At 73.1% G+C, this 21,421-nt stretch carries 22 protein-coding genes; 14 read left to right on the top strand and 8 right to left on the bottom strand.

Going from position 1 to position 21,421, the window contains the following annotated elements:
- Positions 1-40: 40 nt before the first annotated feature.
- Positions 41-1,204, top strand: a complete 1,164-nt coding sequence (locus DMB66_RS46910; protein ID WP_199753035.1) for a sensor histidine kinase — start codon at positions 41-43, stop codon at positions 1,202-1,204.
- 49 nt (positions 1,205-1,253) lie between these two features.
- Entirely contained in the window at positions 1,254-1,919 is a 666-nt protein-coding gene (locus DMB66_RS46915) for a response regulator transcription factor (RefSeq protein WP_125810595.1), read from the top strand.
- Between the two features lie 55 nt (positions 1,920-1,974).
- On the opposite strand, the gene DMB66_RS46920 is transcribed toward DMB66_RS46915, so the two are convergent.
- The 4 genes from DMB66_RS46920 to DMB66_RS46935 all read right to left on the bottom strand — a co-directional run bounded on the left by DMB66_RS46920 (position 1,975) and on the right by DMB66_RS46935 (position 4,397).
- Complete coding sequence (locus DMB66_RS46920; RefSeq protein WP_125810596.1) at positions 1,975-2,469, bottom strand: cupin domain-containing protein; 495 nt, start codon at positions 2,467-2,469, stop codon at positions 1,975-1,977.
- Positions 2,470-2,546: 77 nt separating this feature from the next.
- A complete protein-coding gene (locus DMB66_RS46925; RefSeq protein ID WP_125810597.1) occupies positions 2,547-3,026 on the bottom strand; it encodes an Rrf2 family transcriptional regulator in 480 nt (159 codons plus the stop codon).
- A gap of 72 nt (positions 3,027-3,098) precedes the next feature.
- Complete coding sequence (locus DMB66_RS46930) at positions 3,099-3,815, bottom strand: hypothetical protein (RefSeq protein ID WP_125810598.1); 717 nt, start codon at positions 3,813-3,815, stop codon at positions 3,099-3,101.
- A 6-nt stretch (positions 3,816-3,821) separates the two neighbouring features.
- On the bottom strand, positions 3,822-4,397 hold the full coding sequence (locus tag DMB66_RS46935; protein ID WP_125810599.1) for a DUF6642 family protein: 576 nt from the start codon (positions 4,395-4,397) through the stop codon (positions 3,822-3,824).
- 157 nt (positions 4,398-4,554) lie between these two features.
- Here DMB66_RS46935 and DMB66_RS65410 point away from each other — a divergent pair, with 157 nt between their 5' ends.
- Both DMB66_RS65410 and DMB66_RS46940 read left to right on the top strand, forming a co-directional pair.
- Positions 4,555-4,686 (top strand): hypothetical protein, encoded by a 132-nt coding sequence (locus DMB66_RS65410; protein WP_255441373.1) that lies wholly within the window; start codon positions 4,555-4,557, stop codon positions 4,684-4,686.
- Positions 4,686-5,336, top strand: coding sequence for a DsbA family oxidoreductase (locus tag DMB66_RS46940; protein ID WP_233625335.1), 651 nt, complete (start codon positions 4,686-4,688; stop codon positions 5,334-5,336). The genes DMB66_RS65410 and DMB66_RS46940 overlap by 1 nt, the downstream gene beginning before the upstream one ends.
- Here DMB66_RS46940 and DMB66_RS46945 read toward each other — a convergent pair.
- Entirely contained in the window at positions 5,312-6,382 is a 1,071-nt protein-coding gene (locus DMB66_RS46945; protein WP_233625336.1) for an AraC family transcriptional regulator, read from the bottom strand. The two genes, DMB66_RS46940 and DMB66_RS46945, sit on opposite strands and share 25 nt — an antisense overlap.
- An 89-nt stretch (positions 6,383-6,471) precedes the next feature.
- Between DMB66_RS46945 and DMB66_RS46950 the strand changes: the two genes are divergently transcribed.
- From DMB66_RS46950 to DMB66_RS46985, 8 genes are all read left to right on the top strand, one after another.
- On the top strand, positions 6,472-7,923 hold the full coding sequence (locus DMB66_RS46950) for an NAD(P)/FAD-dependent oxidoreductase (RefSeq protein WP_125810600.1): 1,452 nt from the start codon (positions 6,472-6,474) through the stop codon (positions 7,921-7,923).
- A gap of 46 nt (positions 7,924-7,969) precedes the next feature.
- A complete protein-coding gene (locus DMB66_RS46955) occupies positions 7,970-8,827 on the top strand; it encodes an SDR family oxidoreductase (protein ID WP_125810613.1) in 858 nt (285 codons plus the stop codon).
- Positions 8,824-9,672 carry an alpha/beta fold hydrolase gene (locus DMB66_RS46960; RefSeq protein ID WP_125810601.1) on the top strand — a complete coding sequence of 283 codons (849 nt, stop codon included), beginning with the start codon at positions 8,824-8,826 and terminating at the stop codon, positions 9,670-9,672. Before DMB66_RS46955 ends, DMB66_RS46960 begins: the two co-directional genes overlap by 4 nt.
- 109 nt (positions 9,673-9,781) lie before the next feature.
- A complete protein-coding gene (locus DMB66_RS46965) occupies positions 9,782-10,843 on the top strand; it encodes a trypsin-like serine protease (protein ID WP_233625337.1) in 1,062 nt (353 codons plus the stop codon).
- A 105-nt stretch (positions 10,844-10,948) separates the two neighbouring features.
- Positions 10,949-11,788, top strand: a complete 840-nt coding sequence (locus DMB66_RS46970) for a CPBP family intramembrane glutamic endopeptidase (protein ID WP_125810602.1) — start codon at positions 10,949-10,951, stop codon at positions 11,786-11,788.
- Positions 11,789-11,834: 46 nt separating this feature from the next.
- Positions 11,835-13,538 (top strand): sensor histidine kinase, encoded by a 1,704-nt coding sequence (locus DMB66_RS46975; protein ID WP_125810603.1) that lies wholly within the window; start codon positions 11,835-11,837, stop codon positions 13,536-13,538.
- Positions 13,529-14,173 (top strand): response regulator transcription factor, encoded by a 645-nt coding sequence (locus tag DMB66_RS46980; RefSeq protein WP_125810604.1) that lies wholly within the window; start codon positions 13,529-13,531, stop codon positions 14,171-14,173. The genes DMB66_RS46975 and DMB66_RS46980 overlap by 10 nt, the downstream gene beginning before the upstream one ends.
- Positions 14,174-14,226: 53 nt before the next feature.
- A complete protein-coding gene (locus tag DMB66_RS46985; protein WP_125810605.1) occupies positions 14,227-14,505 on the top strand; it encodes a hypothetical protein in 279 nt (92 codons plus the stop codon).
- Positions 14,506-14,510: 5 nt separating this feature from the next.
- Here DMB66_RS46985 and DMB66_RS46990 read toward each other — a convergent pair whose 3' ends face one another.
- Entirely contained in the window at positions 14,511-17,237 is a 2,727-nt protein-coding gene (locus tag DMB66_RS46990; RefSeq protein ID WP_125810606.1) for a molybdopterin-dependent oxidoreductase, read from the bottom strand.
- A gap of 94 nt (positions 17,238-17,331) precedes the next feature.
- Positions 17,332-18,135, bottom strand: a complete 804-nt coding sequence (locus DMB66_RS46995) for a xanthine dehydrogenase family protein subunit M (protein ID WP_125810607.1) — start codon at positions 18,133-18,135, stop codon at positions 17,332-17,334.
- Positions 18,136-18,317: 182 nt separating this feature from the next.
- Between DMB66_RS46995 and DMB66_RS47000 the strand changes: the two genes are divergently transcribed.
- Entirely contained in the window at positions 18,318-19,007 is a 690-nt protein-coding gene (locus DMB66_RS47000) for a response regulator transcription factor (RefSeq protein ID WP_199753036.1), read from the top strand.
- An 8-nt stretch (positions 19,008-19,015) separates the two neighbouring features.
- Here the strand turns inward: DMB66_RS47000 and DMB66_RS47005 are convergent, their stop codons facing one another.
- On the bottom strand, positions 19,016-19,993 hold the full coding sequence (locus DMB66_RS47005; protein WP_158647585.1) for a sensor domain-containing diguanylate cyclase: 978 nt from the start codon (positions 19,991-19,993) through the stop codon (positions 19,016-19,018).
- 281 nt (positions 19,994-20,274) lie between these two features.
- On the opposite strand from DMB66_RS47005, the gene DMB66_RS47010 reads away from it, so the two are divergent.
- Positions 20,275-21,421 (top strand): ABC transporter substrate-binding protein (locus DMB66_RS47010; RefSeq protein WP_148112834.1); only part of this gene is annotated, 1,147 nt, incomplete at its 3' end.

Below are 21,421 nucleotides of genomic sequence, written 5' to 3' on the forward strand. Positions count from 1 at the left end.
TGGTCATCGAGGCGCGCCTGCGCCGCATACGGTTACCGGTGTGCGATTCCTCCAGCGGGCGGCGGTCCGCGCGGCGGCCGTGCCGGTCGCCGTCGTCGCGGTGGACGTCGTCTGGGTGACGGCGTCCGGCGGCCAGCCCGGCCCGCCGATGTGGCCGGTGGGCTGGTTGCTCACCGTGCTCAGCGGCGCGGCCCTGCTGGTGCGAGGCCGCCACCCGATGCTCGCGCTGGCGGTCGCGGCCGGCTGTGCGGTCGCGTACTACCCGGGCGGGTATCCGGATTCACCGATGGGGCTCGCGCTGCTCGTGGCGCTGGCGGGCGTCGCCGTGCGGTGCCGCCGGCCGGCGGCGGTCGTCGCGGTGGCCGCGATCCTCGCGGCGTTTCTGGCCGCCAACACGCTCGGCGACGATCCGGCCGGGAAATCCCGGCAGCCCCAGACCGTCTTCGGGCTCGGGGTCGTGCTCCTCGCCGCCGTCACGCTCGGCGAAGTGGCCCGCAACCGACAGGAACGGCTCGCGGCGGCGGAGCGGCGGGCCGGTGAGGCGGAACGGTCCCGCGAGGACGAGGCCCACCGGCGGGCCACCGAGGAGCGGCTGCGCATCGCTCGCGACCTGCACGACGTGGCGGCCCATCAGATCTCGCTGATCACCGTGCAGGCCGGCGCCGCCCTGCACCGGCGCGACCCGGAGGCCGCGTTCGCGGCCCTGGAAGAGATCCGCACGGCCAGCAAGGAGGCGCTCCGCGAGATGCGAACGGTGCTCGGCGTGCTGCGCCAGGTCGATCAGGCCGGCGCCGATCGGCCGGCGCCGTCCCTCACCAGGGTGGCCGACCTGGTCGCGCACGCCCAGGCAGCCGGCTTGCGCGTACGGCTCACCGGTGACCCACCGGGCCCGCTGCCGGCGGCTGTCGATCTCGCCGGGTACCGGATCGTGCAGGAGTCGCTCACCAATGCCCTGCGGCACGCGCACGCCACCGAGGTCACCGTGGACCTCCGCCGGGCCGGCGGCGAGGTGGCCGTGGAGATCGCGGACAACGGCAGCGGGCCGGTCGACGCGGTCCGGCTGCGTTCCGGCAACGGCATCCGCGGCATGGCCGAGCGCGCCGCCGCCGTGGGTGGCCGGTTGACCGCCGCGCCCGGCGCCGGCGGCGGGTTCCGGGTGCGGGCCCTGCTGCCCACCGGCACGACGCGGGGAGTGCCGACATGATCCGGACGCAGGCCCGGCTGCCCACCGGCACGACGCGAGAGGTGCCGGCGTGATCCGGGTTCTGCTCGCCGACGACCAGCGGTTGGTCCGGGCCGGGTTTCGGTCGATTCTCGGCGGTGAGCCTGACATCGAGGTTGTGGCCGAGGCCGGGGACGGGTCGGATGCGGTGCGGCTCGCGCTGCGGGATCGGCCCGACGTGGTGCTGATGGACGTGCGGATGCCGGTGGTGGACGGTATCGCGGCGACCAGGCAGATCGTCGCGGATGCCCGGCTCGCCGCGGTGCGGGTGGTCATCCTCACCACGTTCGACCTCGACGAGTATGTCTACGGTGCGTTGCGTGCCGGGGCCAGCGGCTTCCTCGTCAAGGACACCGACCCGATCGAACTGATCCGCGGGGTGCGGGTGGTGGCCGACGGCGACGCCCTGCTGGCCCCGTCGGTGACGCGCCGGCTGATCGCGGAGTTCGCGGCGCGCGTCACCGCGCCGGCGCCGGCGGCGGGGTCGGACGGTCTGACCCGGCGGGAAGCCGAGATCGCCGACCTGGTGGCCACCGGCCGGTCCAACGATGAGATCGCGGCGGTGCTGGCGATCAGCCCCGCGACGGTCAAGACCCACCTCACCCGGATCCTGGCCAAGCTGAGGCTGCGCGACCGGGCCCAGCTGGTGGTGTGGGCGTACGAGTCGGGGCGGGTGCGGCCGGGGTGGCTCGGCTGAGGGCCGCAGCGGATGGCCGGGGCCGCCGCGCCGGAGCGGCCCCGGCCGGATGCGGTCAGCCGGCCGCACGCTCCCGCCAGACAGGGCTGTCGAAGTAGCGGTTGTCGAACTGCTCGGACGAGGCGCCGATCTCCTTGGGGTCGGCCTCGCCCCGGTAGACGCGTTCCAGCAGCCGGTAGTAGTCGAAGCGCATGATGCCGGGCGTGAAGGTGACGAGGATGTCGGCTTCCTCGCCCGGTGCCGGCGCGAAGGCGTGCGGCAGGTGTGGCGGGACGACGACCAGGTCGCCCCGGTGCAGGGTGAGGATCTCCTCGCCGGCCAGCACCTGCAGGGTTCCGTCGATGACGAAGAACGTCTCCGTGGCCCGGGTGTGGAAGTGCGGCGGCGCGCCGGGCGATCCCTCGCGGAGCAGGGAGCGGTTGACGGTCAGCGCCCCGTGGGTGGCGTCCGAGTCGGCGAGCAGAGTGATGAGGCTGGTGGGTCCGTCCGCCAGGACCTCGGCGTCGGCGGCCGTGACGAGGACGGGCGGCTGGGGCTGGATCGTGGTCATGGTGACTCCTATTCGGGATATTGCATGTCCAGAATATGGGTGGCTGAAAGGCTCCACCGTGGAGGAGCCTCGGCCGATCAGGCACGCAGGGCGGCGAGCCTGTTACGCGTATTCTGCGGGGTGGCCGGAAACTGCCGCTCCACCGTGGACTTGATGTCGGCCAGGGTCTGCGCGGCCAGCTCGCGTCGCCACGCGAGATCCGCGCGGCGCATGCCCTGCGAGATCAGGCACGTCTGCCGGTAGTCCACCTCCGCGGCACCGCCGGGCCCCTGCCGCAGGATCTCGTCGCAGCGGAACGCCTCGTCCGGCCCCTCGATGGCGGTCACGACGTCGAGCAGCGTGATCGCCTCGGGACCGCGGGCCAGCCGGAAGCCGCCGCGCGGCCCCGAGGAGGAGGTCAGGATGCCGGCCCGGGTGAGCGCCTGGAGCTGCTTGTTCAGGTAGGCCGCCGGCAGCTCGTAGAAGGCCGCCAGCTTGGTCGCCGTCACCGCCCGCCCCGGCTCGACCCAGGTCAGGTTCAGGCAGCTGTGCAGTGCCCACTCGACCCCCTCGCTCATCCGCATAATCCTGGACTCTACATGTCCAGAATAGGCTGCGCAACCAGCCGCAACCAGACCGCGCCCGGGTCGTCAGGCGGCGATGCGCTCGGTGAGCCCGCGCAGCTCCGCTTCGGTGCCGATGGCTGGACGATGCTCGGGGTTGGCCACGTACCGATGGATGACGTGGGCGAGGTAGGCCGCGTCTGTCCCGGTCAGCAGGGAGTCGGAGCCCACCCGCAGCCCGCGCCGGCGGATCAGCTCCGGCCGCTGGTAGTAGAGGACGAGCCCGTTGTTCTTGACCGGCACGGCCGGGTAGCCGGGGGCGAAGGCCGCCCAGGGGATGAACATCGAGCCCAGCGGCTGACGGTTGTCGACGCCCTCCGGGCGCAGGCGCACCCCGAACGAGCCCAGAGCCACGTACAGGTGCAGACCGACGACGAGCACCCAGAATCCGATCATGACGACGGTCAGCACCCAGGGTTGCTCGCCGTTGACGATGTCACTGACGTCCTCGCTCACCGTGCAGCCCGCCAGGATCATGAAGGCGGCGGCCATGAACACCGGGGCGAGGGGGGACGCGGTCGCGAAGGCCGGCGGCTCCGGCCGGACGGCCAGGGTCGCGGGGTGGTAGCGATATGCCGCCAGGACGGAGAGCGCGAGCAGCGACAGCGGCAGCACCAGCAACACGACGAAGGCGTCCAGCCGCTCGGCCTGGACCAGGGCCCCCAACACCACGGCGAGGACCAGCACGCCGGCCAGGAACAGCCGCCGGTGGCCGGCCACCACCCCGAATCCCTTGACCAGCACGGACGCTCAGCCCCGGCCGTTGGCGTAGACGGCGCGGAAGCCGAGATGGTCCGACAGGGCCGTCCAGCGCGAGGAGCGCATCAGGCGTTCCGCGCTGTCGATCTTGCCGCCGTTGACCAGGGTGTTGAGGACCACGGTCTCGAAGGCCGCCGACTCCACCCAGTCGATCGACTTGGTGAAGCCGCAGAGCATCGCCGCCTTCGTCTCGTGCAGGAAGTCCTGCAGCACCCGGTCGGACGCGCGCAGCACCAGGCAGCTGCCGAAATACAGGATCCGGCCGGCGCACCGCCCCGACATCCAGGCGGCGATCTCGTCCAGCTCGACCGACTGCTTGCTGGTCAGGCAGAGCTGGGTCGGCTGGCCGTGCAGCGCGAAGAAGCCGACCTTGAAGTCGGCGTACTTGCGGGACAGCCACGCGTCCAGGTAGTAGTGCAGCTCCTCGGTGGTCGCCGTGTCCCGGTGGATGTAGCGGATGCTGCCGAGCCGTTCGAGCAGTTCGAGGGTGGGCAGCACCGACCCGCGGCTGTTCAGATCGTCCTCCCATTGGCCCTCGACGCAGAACACTCCGCCAGCCTTGGCCACGTTTCCCCCTGACAGCTCCCCACGAGAGGTCGACGCTAGCCGACCCGGCACCGATCTAGGGGACCGGCCGACCTATCAGACAAATGCCTCACAGCCGGGGGCACTTACCCCAAAGTGCGTTCTTAACGATCACCGATTCCCGACGCATGATGGATCGGTGACCGATGAGAAGACGACGCCCGCTCCCCCCGCCCCGCCCCCGCCCGCGCAGCCCGCGGGCGCACCCCGGCCCCTGATCGTGCTGGGTGCCGAGGACGCCGAGGCCTGCGCCGACGGGACGTGCGGCTGATGGCCGGCGTGCTGGTGGAGATCTGGTCCGACATCGTGTGCCCGTGGTGCTACATCGGCAAGCGGCGGCTCGAGACCGCGCTCGGCACGTTCGAGCACGCCGACGACGTCGAGCTGGTGTGGCGCAGCTTCCAGCTCGACCCGTCGGTGCCCCGGGGCACGGCCGAGCCGGTCTACGACTCCCTCGCCAAGAAGTTCGGCGGGTCGAAGGACCAGGTCAAGGCCATGACGGCGCAGGTCGCCGAGATCGCCGAGGCCGAGGGCCTGCACTACGACTTCGCGCGCGCGGTGAACATCAACACCTTCGACGCGCACCGGCTGATCCACCTCGCCAAGGCGCACGATCTCGGCGCCCAGGCGCACGAGCGGCTGATGCGGGCCAACCTGATCGAGGGTGAGACCCTCGACACCCCGTCCCTGGTCCGGCTGGGCGCCGAGATCGGCGTCCCGGCGGCGGAGGCGCAGCGGGTGCTGGACGGCGACGACTACACCGCCGACGTCGAGGACGACATCCGCCAGGCCCGCGCGTACGGGGCGTCCGGCGTGCCGTTCTTCGTGCTGAACCAGGCCTACGGCGTCTCCGGCGCCCAGTCGGCGGACGTGTTCCTGCAGGCCTTGCGCACGGCCTACGACGCGGCTCCCGCCCGCTGAGCCACCGGGTGGCCGCTCACCCGGGATCGGCGGGCCGGGCCGCCCACCGTGGCGCGCAGCGCCCGCGGGCTGAGCCCGAACCACCGGCGCGAGGCCCGGCTCAGCGCGGACTGCTCGGCCAGCCCGATCATCGCCGTGACCTGGACGAACGGCAGGTCGGTCTGGGTGATCAGCCGGGCCGCGGTGGCCCGCCGGACGTCGTCGAGGATCGTCTCGAAGGTGGTGTGCTCGGCGGCGAGCCGGCGCTGCAGCGTCCGCGGGTGGGTGCGCAGCAGCCGGGCTATCGCGCCCACCCGCACCGGCGAGGTGCCCAGCGCCTGCGACAGCAGCAGGTGCACGCGGTCGGTGACGGCCCGGCCCGGCGCCGGGAAGTGGCTGGTGATGTAGTCGACCGCGATGTCGCGCAGCACCTGGTTGCCGCCCGGCACCGCCATGGCGACCAGGCCGCCGGGCACCCGCAGCACCGCGTCCGGGCGGCCGAAGCGCACGTCCGCGCCGAAGAACCCGGTGTAGCTGGCGACCGGGGCCAGCGGCGCGTGCGGCAGGTGCACCGAGCGCAGGCCGTACGGGCCGCCGTGCAGCAGCATGATGATCCGGTGGAACAGGCCCAGCCCGAGATCGATGACCTGCGGCGGCAGCGGCTCGGCCTCGGTGCCCCGGTAGAGCAACCCGACCACGCCGGCGCGCCCGGCCGGGTCGGGGATCTGCGAGACGGTCAGCGTCGGGCTGTGCACGAACAGGAACCTGGTCGCGGTGTTCAGGGCGGCGCCGAACGTCGGCGAATTCTCGATGGCCAGGGCGAGCGGGCCGAGCACGGTGGCGTTCTGCTGCCCGGCCAGCCGCAGCCCCAGGTCGGGGCAGCCCAGCTCGGCCGCGGCCGTCTCCAGGATGCGCCCGGCGGCGGGCGACGGGATCACCGCGTCGTCGGACTCCAGGGCCTCGGCGGACACCCGGAACCGGGCCAGCAGCGCCGCGCCGTCGCCGCCGAGGGCGTCCACCAGCAGCGGCAGGCCGCGCAGCGAGGCGGCCCGGACCATCGAATCCATGCCGGAACTCTAGCCACGGTGTCGCGCAGGGGTAAATGAGTGTCGCGCAGGGACAAGTCCGCCGCCACCGGGTGGCCAAGACTGACGCTATGGCCGAACACTTCGACGTGCTCATCATCGGCGCCGGCTTGTCCGGCATCGGCGCGGCGTGGCGGCTGCGCCAGCAGCGGCCGGGCGCCAGCTACGCGATCCTCGAGGCGCGCGAGGCGATCGGCGGGACGTGGGACCTGTTCCGCTATCCCGGGGTGCGCTCGGATTCCGACATGTTCACCCTCAGCTACCCGTTCCGCCCCTGGCAGGGCGACCGGTCGCTGGCGTCGGGCGAGAGCATCCTGCGGTATATCCAGGACACGGCGGACGAGGGCGGCATAACGCCGCACATCCGCTTCTCCGCCCGGGTCGTCGCGGCCGACTGGGCCGCGGACCGCTGGACCGTCCGGCTGGCCGGCGGCGAGACCCTGACCTGCGATTTCCTGTACGCCTGCGCGGGCTACTACGACTACGCCAAGGGCCATGAGCCGGACTTTCCCGGCCTCGGCGACTTCGCGGGCCGGTTCGTGCACCCGCAGTCCTGGCCCGCCGACCTGGACCACGCGGGGAAGCGGATCATCGTGATCGGCAGCGGCGCCACCGCGGTGACGCTCGTGCCCGCGATGGCCGAGACGGCCGCGCACGTCACCATGCTGCAGCGCTCCCCCTCGTACCTGGTCGCGCTGCCGGGCCGGGACGTGGTCGCCGATCAGCTGCGCCGGCGGCTGCCCGCCCGGGTGGCGTACAAGCTGGCCCGGGCCAAGAACATCCTGCTCACGCAGGGTTTCTACCAGCTCGCCCGGCGCCGCCCGGAGCGGGTCAAGGCGTTCCTGCGGCGCGTCGCCGTCCGGCACCTGGCCGATCCGGCCGGCGTCGACGAGCACTTCACCCCCGCCTACCAGCCGTGGGACCAGCGGCTGTGCATCGTGCCGGACGGTGACCTGTTCGAGGCGATCAACGCCGGCGCCGCCTCGGTGGTGACCGACCACATCGACCGGTTCGTGGCCGAGGGCATCCGGCTGCGCTCGGGCCGCACGCTGGCCGCGGACGTGGTGGTCTCCGCGACCGGCCTGTCCCTGAAGCTGATCGGCGGGGTCACGCTCACCGTCGACGGCCGGGCGGTCGATCCCGGGCAGCGGGTCGCCTACCGCGGGCTGATGCTCAGCGGGGTGCCGAACTTCGCCTACTGCATCGGCTACACCAACGCCTCGTGGACGCTGCGGGCCGACCTGTCCCACCGCTACGTCTGCCGCCTGCTGACCTACCTGGACAAGAACGGCTTTGTCAGCGCCACGCCGCGGGAGACGCCCGGCAACCGCCGGCCGCTGCTCGACCTGACCTCCGGCTACGTGCAACGGGCGCTGGACAGCTTCCCGCGGCAGGGCGACAAGGACCCGTGGACCGTCCGGCAGAACTACCTGCTGGACGTGCTCACCACCCCGCGCGCCGACCTGCGCCGGGACATGACCTTCACCCGCCGCACCGCGCCCGTCCTCGAGGAGATCCGTTGACCCGGCTGAGCCCACCCGCGGCGGAGCACCCATGAAACGTCGTCAGCTGAGCCCGTACCGTTTCACCGGTCGAACGGCCGTGCTGACCGGCGCCGCGAGCGGCATCGGCGAGCAGTTGGCCCACGGCCTCGCGGCCCGCGGCAGCGACCTGGTGCTGATCGACCGCGACGCGCTGCGGCTCGACGCGGTCGCCGAGCGGATCCGGGCCGCGCACCCCGGCCGTACGGTCGAGACCCTGGTCGCCGATCTGGGCGACCGGGCCGCCGTGATCAGCACGGCCGGGGCCGTCCGGGAGCGGCACCCGGCGATCGGGCTGCTGATCAACAACGCGGGGATGGCGCTCGGCGGGCGCTTCGACCAGCTCGACGTCGCGCAGTTCGAGCAGGTTATGGCGGTGAACTTCACCGCGCCGATGCTGCTCATCCACCACCTGCTGCCCGCGCTGACCGCCGCGCCGGGCGGCCACCTGGTCAACGTGTCGAGCCTGTACGGGCTGATCGCGCCGCCGGGGCAGTCGGCCTACAGCGCGAGCAAGTTCGCGCTGCGCGGGCTCAGCGAGGTGCTGCGCGGCGAGCTGATCGAGTCCGGGGTGGGCGTCACGACGGTGCATCCCGGCGGCGTCCGTACCCGGATCGCGGAGAACGCGCAGATCGGCGCGGGTGTGCCCGCTGCCGAGGTCGGGGCCCAGCAGCGGATCTTCGCCGCCCTGCTGACCTATCCGCCGGAGAAGGCGGCCCGGGAGATCCTCGACGGCGTCGAGCGCCGCCGCGGCCGGGTCCTGATCGCCGCGAGCGCGAAGATCCCCGACCTGCTGGCCCGGCTGCTGCCGGTCGGCCACCTGCGGGTGATCGGCCGGCTCACCGCGGCCGCCGGCCGCCGGGCCCGGACGGCGGCGACCAGATGATCACGGAGCTGACGGTACGGGGCGCGCGCATCCGGGTGCGGCGCAGCGGCGACCCGGCGCACCCGCCGGTGCTGCTGCTGCACGGCATCGGCCGCAGCCTGGAGGACTGGGACCCGCAGCACGACCGGCTGTCCGCCGATCACCGGGTGATCAGCGTCGACCTGCCCGGCTTCGGGCTGTCCGAGCCGATGCCGGGCCGGGTCACCCTGGCCGCGCTGGCCGAGGGGGTGGCGGCCACCGTGGCGGCCCTGGGTGAGGAGCGGCCGGTGCACGTCATGGGCAACTCCCTCGGGGGCGCGGTGGCGATGCGGATGCTCGCCGCGGCACCCGCCCGGATCGCGACGCTGACCCTGGTCAACAGCGCCGGCTTCGGCAAGGAGGTGACGCCCGCATTGCGCATTCTCGCCGTTCCCGGCCTCGGCAAACAGTTGCTGCGGCGGATCGACGCTCGCTCCGCGTACCGGATCGAGCGCAGCCTGTTCCATGATCGCGCGCATGTCACCGAGGAACGGGTCGCATTCGCGCTGCGAGTCGCCGCGCGGCCGGACAATGCCCGAGTGTTCCTCGAAACAGCGCGCGAGTTGGGCACACTTCTGGGCGTCCGCGCGGCCTGGCGCCAGCGGCTGCTGAGCCAGGTCGCGGCCCACCCCAGGCCGTCGCTGATCGTCTGGGGCGACCGCGACCTGATCCTTCCGGCGGCACACCTCGCGGCGGCGCGGGCCGCATTTCCGCACGCCAAGACCCATTTATTCGCCGACACCGGCCACCTGCCGCAGATCGAGCGCGCGGACGATTTCGCCGACCTGGCCCGACTGTTCCTGACCGCCCATTCCTCCGCCGTTTAGCAGAACGTCAGCAGTCCGTTCCGGAGAGACAAATGTATTGGCGCCTGCAACTTACGATGCGGTTCGCTCGTCTTGTTGGGTAGACGCTCTCTTCGGAAGGACCGCCCCTTTGCGACGCTCCGCCACGATGCCGCTACTGGTGCTCCTGCTGCCGGCGGTGGCCGCCGGGGTCGCCCTCGGCCCCGGCGCCCCGGCGCACGCGACCGGTCCCGCGCACACCGCCGGCCCGGCGCACGCGATCGCCAACGGCGAGGACGCCGTCCCGGGCCGGTACGGCTTCGCGGTGAAGCTGACCATGACCGGGATCCCCACGCAGAACGGCGGGCGCCGGAACAGCTCCTGCACGGGCGCGCTGATCGCGCCCCGCTGGGTGATCACCGCCGGGCACTGCTTCAAGACCGCCAAGGGCACCCACGTGTCGCGCACGGTGGCCCGGCTGACCACCGTCACCGCCGGCCGCACCGACCTCACCACGAAGGCCGGCAGCGTGGCCAAGGTGATCGCGGTGCGCCAGTCCCCCAGCACCGACGTGTCCCTGGCCAAGCTCGACAAGCCGATCACGGACATCGCCCCCGCCCAGCTGAGCCGCAAGGCCCCCAAGATCGGCACGATCGTCCGGCTGGCCGGCTACGGCCGCACGGTCGACGACGACCCGTCGAGCGTGGCCACCCACCTGCAGACCGGGCAGTTCAAGGTCGCGTCGCTGACCCGCGGCTACATCGGCATGACCGGCCAGGCCCCCCGCCGCAACACCAGCGCGTGCTCGCAGGACTCGGGCGGCCCGTACTTCACCCAGCGGGGCGACACGGCAGTGCTGGTCTCGGTGGTCAGCACCGGGCCGTCGTGCCCGCACAAGGACGTGGACCAGAGCGGCCGCATCGACCCCATCGTCGGCTGGATCACCGGCATCGTCGGCAAGCCCGCGCCGGCCACCAAGGCGCCCACCACCCCCGCGGCCAAGCCGTCCAGCGCGGCGACGGGCGCGCCGTCGGCGGGCAACGGCCGCACGCTGCTCAGCGGCCGGCAGGGCGCCGAGGACGACCCGGGGGTCCGGACGGTGCTGGCCGCGTTCGTCATCGTCGGGTTCGGCGCGGTGCTGGCGCTGGTGCTCGGCACCCGCCACCGCCGGCGCGGCCTCCAGCGCAGCGGCGTCCGCCGGCACCGCCGGTAGCGCCACCCGGTCCGCCGGTCGCGCCGGGGCATACCAGAAAACCGGCCCCCGATCGGCTGGTCGCCCGGCTTACCGGCCGCCGGTTCCGCTGGCAGCGTCAACGCCATGAGAACCCGAGTGATTCAGGACGAGCCGGAGCACCGGCCCGCCACCCCCGAACCCCGGCCGGGCCTCGCGGCCTGGGTCCGCGACCACCGGCTGACCACCTTCTTCGTCCTGGCGTTCGGCCTCGCCTGGTGGGGCTGGCCGCTCTACCAGCTCGACATCTGGCCGCGGCAGGCGTTCCAGGCCGTCGGAGCGCTGCTCGCCGCCCTCATCGTGATCGCGGTCGCCGAGGGCCGGCCCGGCTTCCGCGACCTGGGCCGGCGGATGATCCGCTGGCGCGTGCCGTGGTACTTCTACGCCTTCGCCCTCGGCCTGCCCCTGCTGGTCCGCTTCGCGGCGGTGCTGGTGAACAGCGGCCCCACGCCGGAGTGGGGCGACCTGGCCTGGACCAGCTTCGCGCTGATGTTCCTGATCCGGCTGGTCAACCCGCTCGACGGGCCGATGGCCGAGGAACCGGCCTGGCGCGGCTTCGCCGTCCCGCGGCTGCAGGAGCGGCGCTCGCCGCTGGTGTCGGCCGTCATCCTCGGCGTCCTGGTGGCGCTCTGGCACCTGCCGCTCGTCGGTGACACCGGCTGGATCGGCATCGCCGCCACCTTCTCGATCACCATCGTCTACGTCTGGCTGTTCAACCGCACCGGCGGCAGCGTGCTGCTCGTGCTGCTGTTCCACAACACCCAGGGCTTCATCACGATGGGCGACCTCAACTACGCCGGAGCGGACCTGGCCCGGCAGGAGCTGATCGAGTTCGTCATCTGGTCGGTCGTGGCGGCCGTCCTGGTCGCGGTGGACCGTGCCGCCTGGCGCGGCAACCCACGTCCACCCTCCGACGGCGTAGCCTGAGCGCGAGGCGTCCGCCGTCCAGGAAAGCTCCGGGACAGGAGCAGTCATGCCGACCCGCCCGTCTCCCGCCCTGCTCGTGACGATCGGCGCCGCCCTGGTGGCGGCGCTGGCCGCGGTCGTCGCCCTGGGCGTGGCCGGCGACGTCCACCCGGTGCACATCACGATCATCAGCTGGCTGGTGCTGGCGTACGCCGGCAGCGGCCTGATCGCCTGGCGGCTCCGGCCGGCGAGCGCTCTCGGCCCGCTGATGGTCCTGACCGGCGCGGGCGCCCTGGCCGGCGCGCTGAGCTGGGCCGGGACCGGCGGGGTGCTGCACACCGTCGGCCAGGCCGTGGACGTGCTCCCGCTGGTGCTGTTCGTGCAGGTGTTCCTGACCTATCCGAGCGGCCGCCTGCACGGCCGGGCGGAGCGGCTGATCGTCGTCACCGGCTGGGTGGCGGCGCTCGCCGGCCAGCTCGCCGCGATGCTGCTGGGCGGGCTGCGGCCGCACCGGCTCACCGTCCTCGACCGGCCGGCCCTGGCGACCGCCGTCTACGACACCGAACTCGTCGTCGTCAGCGCCGTCGCCCTGGCCGGGGTCGCGCTGCTGGCGGTCCGCCGCCGCACCCACGGTCGCCCGCTGCGCCGCTCGCTGTCGCTGCTCGTCGACTCGTTCGCCGTCGGCCTGGTCATGATCGCCGTGCTGCTGCTGGTCGGCGTCCTCGGCGGGCCGGCCTTCCCGGTGGTCCAGCGGATCAGCCTGGCGCTGCTCGGCGTCGCCCCGATCGCGTTCCTCGCCGGCCTGCTGCAGGCCCGGCTCGCCCGCAGCTCGGTCGGCGACCTGGTGGTCGAGCTGCGCGGCGACCCGGCGGACCTGGTCACGCCGCTCGCCAGGGCGCTGCGCGACCCCTCGCTCGAGCTGTTCTACTGGCTGCCCCGGTTCGGCAGGTGGACCGACGCGGGGGGCCACCCGGTCACGCTGCCCGCCGACCCGGCCCGGGTCACCCTGATCGACGACGACGGCGCGCCGATGGCGGCGCTGATCCACGACCCGGCCCTGCGCGACGAGCCGGCCCTGCTGGCCGCGGTCACCGCCGCCGCGGCGATCGCGCTGCGCACCGGACGGCTGCAGGCCCAACTGCGGGCCAACCTCGAGGAGCTGCGCGGCTCCCGGGCCCGGGTCGTCGAGGCCGAACAGCGGGCCCGGCAGCGGCTGGAGCGTGACCTGCACGACGGCGCCCAGCAGCGGCTGGTGGCGCTCTCGCTGAACCTGGGCATCCTGCAGACCCGCATCGGCGCCGACCCCGAGGCGGCGGCGCTGCTGACGCAGGCCCGTACCGAGATCGCGGTCTCCCTCGCCGAACTGCGCGACCTGGCCCGCGGCCTGCACCCCGCCGTGGTCAGCGACCACGGCCTGGCCGTGGCGGTCGAGTCGCTGGCGGCCCGGGCGCCGGTTCCGGTCCGGCTGACCGTCGACCTGCCCGGCCGGGTCGGCGAGGCGATCGAGGTCGCCGCGTACTACGTCGTCTGCGAGAGCCTCGCGAACATCGGCAAGCACGCCCAGGCCACCGCGGCGACCATCGAGGTGTCCCGGACCGGCGGCGACCTGGTGGTGGAGATCGTCGACGACGGGATCGGCGGCGCCGACACGGAACGCGGCACCGGCCTGCGCGGCCTCGCCGACCGCGTGGAGGCCCTCGACGGCGTGCTGCGGGTCTGGACACCGAGCGGCGGCGGCACCCGGGTGCGGGCGGACCTGCCGTGCGGGTAGCGATCGCCGAGGACAGCGTCCTGCTCCGCGAGGGGCTCGCCCGGCTGCTCGCCGACGAGGGCTTCGACGTCGTGGCCCGCTGCGGCGACGCCGACCAGCTCCGGGCGCGGCTGCGGATCGAGGTCCCGGAGGTGGTGATCGTGGATATCCGGCTGCCGCCCACGCACACCGACGAGGGCCTGCGGGCGGCGATCGACCTCCGGGCCGCCCACCCGGGCCTGGGCGTGCTGGTGCTGTCCCAGTACGTCGAGCTGGGCCTGGCGATGAAGCTGCTGGCCGACTCGGCGGAGGGCGTGGGCTACCTGCTGAAGGACCGGATCAGCGACGTACCGGACTTCATCGGCGCGGTCCGCCGGGTGGCGGCGGGCGGCTCGGCGGTCGACCCGACGATCGTGTCGACGCTGCTGTCGCGGCGCCGCCGCGACGACCCGCTGGCGCGGCTGACACCCCGGGAACGGGAGGTGCTGGAGCTGATGGCGGCCGGCAACTCGAACCAGGGCATAGCGGACCGCCTGGTGATCACGCTGCGCGCGGTGGAGAAGTACGTGTCCAGCATCTTCGGCAAGCTCGGCCTGCCCGCCACGGGCAGCGAGAGCCGGCGCGTGCTGGCCGTCCTGCTCTTCCTGCGGGCCTGAAACGGGCCCCTTGGTGGGAGCACGGCGTGGGCAGACCGATACGGTTGATCACTATGACGACCTACTCCGGCCCTGCAAGGCTGATCCTCGTCGATGGCACGCGCGTGGCCGGCATGGCTTCACTCAGCACCCACCAGCGCGGCGGCCTCAACGGCTGGGGCGGCACGTTCCGTCCGGACCAGGCCAGCACGGATCTTCGCAACGCCACCGACGGGTTGCAGCTCGAACTGCCCTATGAGCAGTTCGGGACGGTCGCCGTCACCGGCGTCCGGAAGTTCCTCGCGACGCAGGTCCTGATGTCGCTGGCCGGTGAAGGACCTGCACCCTTCTGATCCGTTCACCCGGACTGCAGGCGCTGCCAGATCCGGTCGCGGGTGAAGGGCAGGTCGGTGAAGCGCACCCCGGTCGCGTCCCGCAGGGCGTTGGCCAGGGCGGGCGCCACCGGGTTGAACGGGCTCTCGCTCATCGACTTGGCACCCAGCGGGCCGATCGCGTCCTCGGTCCGCGCGAACACCACCTCGGTCCGCGGCACGTCGGCGAAGGTCGGCAGATGGTACTGCCGGAAGCCGGCCGTGGTGACCCCGCCGTCGGCGCCGACGACCATGTGCTCGGTCAGCGTGGCGCCGATCGCCTGGGCGACGCCGCCCTCGATCTGCCCGCGGGTCTGCAGCGGGTTCAGCACCCTGCCCGCGTCGGCGCTGTGCACGCTGCGCAGGATCCGCAGCTCCCCGGTGCCCGGGTCGACCGCGATGCGGAACCACTGGACGTTGAACGCCACCGAGCGCGGGCTGCCGGTCCAGTGTCCCTCGGCCCGGACCGGCGCCGGGGCCGACGCGGCCAGGTCCTTGAGGCTGAGCGTGCCGTCGCGCAGCGTCACGGCGTCGGCGCCGAGACGGACCGCGTCCGGCCCGGCCAGTGCCAGCAGGCGCTCGCGCAGGGCGCGGGCCGCGTGCAGGACGGCCTGGCCGGCCACGACCACCCCGGTGGAGGCGAACGCGCCGGTGTCGTGGCCGACGACGTCGGTGTCGGACTGCCGGACCACGACCCGGTCCGGGGTGGTGCCGAGGGTGTCCGCGACGAGCTGGGCGTGCACGGTGGTGCTGCCGTTGCCGAACTCGGTCGTGCCGACGGCGATCTCGTAGCGGCCGTCCGGCAGCAGGGTGACCGCCGCATCGGCGAAGTGTCCGCCGGGCGGCCCGGCCGCGATCATCGCCAGCGCCATGCCCTCGCCGACCAGCCAGCCGTCCGGCACCGGCTCGCCCGGCGGCGAGCCCGGCTGAGAACCCGCCTGAGAGCCCGCCTGAGAGCCCGGCTGGGCGGCCGCCTCCCGGACGGCGTCCAGGCACTGGTCCAGGCCGTAGCTGGCGATCGTGAGGTCGTCCGCGTGGTCGCCGGGTGCGGTCAGCGGCTCCCCCGGGCGCACGATGTTGCGCTCGCGCAGCAGCACCGGGTCCAGCCCCAGCCGCCGGGCCAGCTCGTCGAGCACCGACTCGACGGCGAACGACACCTGACCCAGCCCGTAGCCGCGGAACGCTCCGGACGGCACGGTGTTGGTGTAGACCGCGTACGCGTCGACCTTCATGTTGGCGCAGCGGTAGACGGCGATCGACTCGTGGCAGCCGTGGTACATCACCGCCGGGCCGTGGTTGCCGTACGCGCCGGTGTCCGACACCACCCGCAGCGACAGCGCGGTCAGCGTGCCGTCCGCGCGGGCCCCGGCCTTCATCGTCACCGTGAACGGGTGCCGGGTGGTCGCCGAGGTGAACTGCTCGGCGCGGGTGTACTCCAGCTTCACCGGGCGCCCGGTGCGGCGTACCGCGAGCGCCACCAGGTCCTCGACCAGCATCTCCTGCTTGCCGCCGAAGCCGCCGCCGACCCGGCCGGTCAGCACCCGGACCTGGTCCAGGGGCAGCTCGAACAGCTCCGCCAGGGCCCGCCGGGTCAGGAACGGGGTCTGCGTGCTGGAGCGCAGCGTGAGCCGGCCGGCCTCGTCGAGCCAGCCGATCGCGCCGTGCGTCTCCAGGGCCGCGTGCTGGACCCGGGCCGTGCGGAACGTCTCGGAGTACACGACGGCGGCGTCGGCGAACCCGGCGGCGACGTCGCCCAGCTCGGCGTGCAGCTCGCCCACCACGTTGTCGGCCGCGCGGGCGATGCGGTGACCGGTCACCTTGTCGCCGTGCACGGCGGGCGCGCCGGGCCGCATCGCGGCTTCCGGGTCGAGGACGGCCGGCCGGATCTCGTACGCGACCCGCAACAGCCGGCACCCCTCCTCGGCGGCGGCCTCGGTCTCGGCGACCACGGCGGCGACCCGCTGGCCGACGTACCGGACCACGTCGTCGAGCACCCGGGTGTCGGCGGGGTCCTCGGTGGGGTGCTCGTGGCGGGCGGTGGAGAAGTATCGCCGCGGCGCGTCGGCATGGGTCAGCACCGCCCGTACCCCCGGCACGGCCAGCGCCGCGGCGGTGTCGACGGCGGTGATCCGGGCGTGCGCGTGCGGCGAGCGCAGCACCTTGAGGTGCAGCAGGCCGGGAACGTCGACATCGAACGTGTACCGCGCCGTACCGGTGACGACCTGCGGGCCGGCGGGCGCGCCGAGGCCGGCGCCGATCGCCTGCCCGGCCGCGGGCTCCTCGACGGTGCGGACGCCGTTGATCGCGTCGGCGATGGCGCGGTATCCGGTGCAGCGGCAGAGGTTGCCCTTGAGCGTGCGCGGCAGGTCGGCCAGCTTCGGCTCGTCCAGCGCGGCGGTCGTCATGATCATCCCGGCGGTGCAGAAGCCGCACTGGAAGCCCTGCGCGTCCAGGAAGCGCTGCTGCACCGGGTGCAGGCCGTCCTCCGGCGCCAGGCCCTCGATGGTGGTGACCTGCCGGCCCTGGGCGCGGAAGGCCGGGTAGACGCAGCTGTGCACCGGCGCGCCGTCGACGTGCACGGTGCAGGCGCCGCAGTCGCCGGTGTCGCAGCCCTTCTTGACGCCGAAGCAGCCCTCCTGGCGCAGATAGGTCCGCAGGCACTGCCCGGGGCGGGGCGGCTGCTCGTGGTCGGTCCCGTTGATCCGTACGGTCATGCTGTGCCTTCCTCTGGCATGCCCTTCTGGCCCTCGCCGGCGAGGCCCCGGCCAACCGCCCCGCCCGCCACCCGAAGCCGCTCGGTGCGGGCGGTCATGCCGCAAGCTCCGCACGGATCTCCTGGGCGTACCGGCCGGTCAGGTGCCGGCGCCAGGCCGGCAGGCCGTGCACGTCGTCCACGTAGGCGTCGTCCGGGATCGTGTCGCGCAGGGCGGCCGCCAGCTCGGCCGCGGCGGGCAGGCCGGCGAAGCGCAGCTGGAACGGGCGCACGGTCGCGGCGGTCACGGTGAGTACCAGGCCGGCGCCGGCGCGGCGGCCGACCAGCAGGACGGCGGACCGGCCGTGGGTGAACAGCGAGCCCTGGCGGAACGCCGTACGCCCGGTCAGCGCCGCCGCGGGCAGGGTGATCGAGCGGAGCAGCTCCCCCGGGGCCAGGGCGGTCACGCCGTCGCCGGTGACGAACCGCGCCACGCTCAGCCGCCGCTCCCCCGCCGGCCCGAGGATCAGGCACTCGCCGTCCAGGGCCGCGGTCAGCGCGATCATCGGCCCGGCCGGCAGGGCGGCGCACAGGTTGCCGCCGACGGTGGCCACGTTCCAGATCTTGAAGGAGGCCAGGAACGCCCGGCAGCAGGCCGTGGCCAGCTCGTGGAACGCGGTGAAGTGCGCGGCGCCGGCATACCCGGCGAGGTCGGCGACCGTGCAGGTCGCGGCGATCTCCAGGCCGTCGGAACGCACGGTGATCGGGGCCCAGCCGGCGGCGGCGAGATCCAGCAGCCGCGTCACGTCGGTCCGCGGCTCGGCGAACAGCGCGGTGCCCCCGGCCAGCCAGGCATCCCCCGGCCGCCACTGCCCCACCGCTGCCGGACTGACCACCTCGACGACCGTGTGCAGATCCACCTGCGGTCCCCTTCCTTCGACGTACCCTGCGTGACCTGGAACAACGCTACGTTACGTGGCCTGTGTTTCCGGCGCGGGGCGATCGCGGCAGCGCGTGATCGGCCGCCGCCGAGTTCCTGCCATGTGGACAGGTCTTTCCTCCGCCTCCCGAACCGGAGGAATGTCGGCTCATGGGGGACGACATGACGGGGAACGCGCGGATCCTGGTCGTCGACGACCAGCCGACCATCGTGGACCTGCTGTCCACGGTCCTGACCGGACGTGGCTTCGCGGTGGACACCGCCGGCACCGCCGCGCAGGCCCTGGAGAAGGCGGCCGAGCGGCATCCGGACCTGGTCCTGCTCGACATGACGCTGCCCGACGGCGACGGCGTGGACGTGAGCCGGCGGCTGCGCGCGGCGGTCTCGGGGGCCGAGGTGGTCTTCCTGACCGCCCGCGACACCCGCGACGAGCTGGTCGCCGGGCTGGCCTACGGCGACGACGACTGGATCACCAAGCCGTTCGACGTGGAGGTGCTGCTGGCCCGGGTGCACGCCGTGCTGCGGCGGCTGGCCGACGCGCCGGGCAACCGGGTCCTGCGGTACGCCGACGTGGAACTGGACCAGCACTCCGGCGAGGTGCGGCGGGCCGGTGAACCGGTGCCGCTGTCGCCGGCCGAGTTCAACCTGCTGCGCCACCTGCTGCGCAACCCGGGCCGGGTGCTGCCGCGCAGCGGGATCCTGGCCGCCGTGTGGCCGGACCGGCCGGCGGCCGATCCGGCGGTCGTCGACGACCACATCGGCACCCTGCGCCGCGAGCTGGACCGGCTCGGCCCGCCGCTGATCGTGACTCACCGCGGCTTCGGGTACGCGCTGCGCGCCCGGCTGCCCTGAGGGTCGCCTCAGGGGCGGGCGGCGTGCTTGACGCGGTACATGGCCTCGTCGGCGCGGCGCAGCAGGGCGTCCGGGTCGACCCCGGCGCCGGCCACCACGCCGACGCTGGCGCCGACGGTGAGCCGGCGGCCGTCCACCTCGAACGGCTGGGTCAGTGCGGCCAGGAAGCGGTCCGCGACCCGGCCGGCGGTGGCCGTGCCGGCGCCCGGCAGCAGCACCGCGAACTCGTCGCCGCCGAGGCGGGCCGCGACCGCACCGGCCGGCAGGGCCGCGCGGAGCAGCTCGGCCACCCGGACCAGCACGACGTCGCCGGCGTGGTGGCCGTACGTGTCGTTGATCGGTTTGAACCCGTCGAGGTCGATGTGCAGCAGCGCCGCCCCGCCGGTCACCTCGGCGGCCAGCCGGCGGCCGAAGAGCACGCGGTTGGCCAGGCCGGTGAGCGCGTCGTGGGTGGCCTCGTGCCGCAGCTGGTCCTGCAGCCGGCGGGCGTCGGTGACCTCCCGGGCGTTGCTGACCACGCCGCCGACCCGGGGATCGTGGGTGAGGTTGCGGCTGGTGACCTCCAGCCAGCGCCAGGAGCCGTCCGCGTGCCGGTAGCGGGACTGGTAGGTGAACGTCGCGCCGGGCGTGGCCATCAGCCGCTGCAGGTCGGGCAGCAGGCCGGGCAGGTCGTCGGGGTGGATCAGGGTGATCACCCGGACGCCGACCATCTCGCTCGGCTCGTAACCCAGCATCCGGGTGGCCGGGGTCAGATACGTCATCGCGCCGGTGTGGTCGATCAGCGAGGTGATGTCGGTCGAATACTCCAGCAGCAGGCGGATCCGCTCCTCCCGCAGGCGCAGCGCCTCCAGGCCGGGGAGCGACCGGCCGGCCTGCGACTTCCGCTCGGCGCGGGCGCCGAGCCGCCGGGCCACGACCGCGGTGATCGCCAGCAGGCCGCCGAGCGCGGCCGCGCGGGGCAACGGGAAGGGCCTGACGGGTGGCAACACAATCCTCCTCCAGAGGTACGGGCTCAGGTAACTACACCCTCCAGGGGTAGCCGCCGGGGTGCGCCCCCGTCCCGTTCCCGGTGCGGAGAGTGAGCACGCAAACACGGTTAGCCTTCTTAACCGTTTAAGGTCTCCGCGGCCCCGGTGCTGAATCGTTACTCGGTTGATCAAGCGGAAACATTGCGAAAGTTTGCTTCCACCTCTTGACTGGCAACCGGGGGAACCGGAGACGGTGACGGTGATGTCACGCCCCGGCGTGATGTGAGATAGGGAGAGGTATGTTCGGTCAAACCAATAGTCCGCGCTTCAGGAGCGCGCTCGCCGGTACGCTGGGCGTCGGCCTGGTGTTCGGCCTGGCCGCTTGCGGCGACAGTGAAGACTCGAACGACGATTCCACGACGGCTACGTCGAGCATCGACTGCGCCCAGTTCAGCTCGTTCGGAGACCTGAAGGGCAAGACGGTCTCCGTTTACACAGGCATCGTGACGCCCGAGGACACGGCGTACAAGGAGTCCTACAAGCCCTTCGAGTCGTGCACCGGTGTCACGATCAAGTACGAGGGTGACAAGTCCTTCGAGACCCAGATCCTGGTGCGCGCCAAGGCGGGCAACCCGCCCGACCTCGCGATCGTGCCGCAGCCCGGCCTGCTCAAGCAGCTCGTGGCCACCGGCAAGGCCGTGGAGGCGCCGGCGGAGGTCTCCGCGAACGTCGACAAGTTCTGGGGAGCGGACTGGAAGGCGTACGCGACCGTCGACGGCAAGTTCTACGGCGCGCCGTCCGGCGCCAGCGTCAAGTCGCTGGTCTGGTATTCGCCGAGCGAGTTCAAGGACTCCGGCTACACGGTGCCGACGACGCTCGACGAGCTCAAGGCGCTGACCGACAAGATGGTCGCGGACAAGAAGAAGCCGTGGTGCGCGGGCATCGGCAGCGGTGAGGCGACCGGCTGGCCGCTCACCGACTGGCAGGAAGACATGATGCTCCGGCTCTACGGCCCGGAGACGTACGACAAGTGGGTCAACCACGAGATCCCGTTCAACGGCCCCGAGTCGACGGCGGCGCTGGACGCGGTGGGCGCCTACCTGAAGAACCCGGCGTACGTGAACGGCGGCCTGGGCGACGTCAAGAGCATCGCCACGACCACCTTCCAGGACGGCGGCCTGCCGATCCTCGAGGGCACCTGCTCGCTGCACCGCCAGGCCAGCTTCTACGCGGCCAACTTCCCGAAGGAGACGAAGGTCGCCGAGGACGGCGACGTCTTCGCCTTCTACCTGCCGGGCAAGGACGCGGCGACCAAGCCGGTGCTCGGTGGCGGCGAGTTCAACGTGGCGTTCGCGGACCGTCCGGAGGTCAAGGCCTTCCAGACGTACCTGTCGACCGACACCTGGGCGAACATCAAGGCCAAGGGCTCGCAGGGCTGGGTCAGCG

The sequence above is a fragment of the Actinoplanes sp. ATCC 53533 genome (assembly GCF_003947245.1).

Coding starts and splice junctions, on each gene's coding strand:
- DMB66_RS46985 (WP_125810605.1), top strand. CDS start 14,227: ATGACGACCTACTCCGGCCCTGCAAGGCTGATCCTCGTCGATGGCACG.
- DMB66_RS46945 (WP_233625336.1), bottom strand. CDS start 6,382: ATGGATTCGATGGTCCGGGCCGCCTCGCTGCGCGGCCTGCCGCTGCTG.
- DMB66_RS47000 (WP_199753036.1), top strand. CDS start 18,318: ATGACGGGGAACGCGCGGATCCTGGTCGTCGACGACCAGCCGACCATC.
- DMB66_RS46975 (WP_125810603.1), top strand. CDS start 11,835: ATGCCGACCCGCCCGTCTCCCGCCCTGCTCGTGACGATCGGCGCCGCC.
- DMB66_RS46940 (WP_233625335.1), top strand. CDS start 4,686: ATGGCCGGCGTGCTGGTGGAGATCTGGTCCGACATCGTGTGCCCGTGG.
- DMB66_RS46950 (WP_125810600.1), top strand. CDS start 6,472: ATGGCCGAACACTTCGACGTGCTCATCATCGGCGCCGGCTTGTCCGGC.
- DMB66_RS46970 (WP_125810602.1), top strand. CDS start 10,949: ATGAGAACCCGAGTGATTCAGGACGAGCCGGAGCACCGGCCCGCCACC.
- DMB66_RS46990 (WP_125810606.1), bottom strand. CDS start 17,237: ATGACCGTACGGATCAACGGGACCGACCACGAGCAGCCGCCCCGCCCC.
- DMB66_RS46925 (WP_125810597.1), bottom strand. CDS start 3,026: ATGAGCGAGGGGGTCGAGTGGGCACTGCACAGCTGCCTGAACCTGACC.
- DMB66_RS46960 (WP_125810601.1), top strand. CDS start 8,824: ATGATCACGGAGCTGACGGTACGGGGCGCGCGCATCCGGGTGCGGCGC.
- DMB66_RS46920 (WP_125810596.1), bottom strand. CDS start 2,469: ATGACCACGATCCAGCCCCAGCCGCCCGTCCTCGTCACGGCCGCCGAC.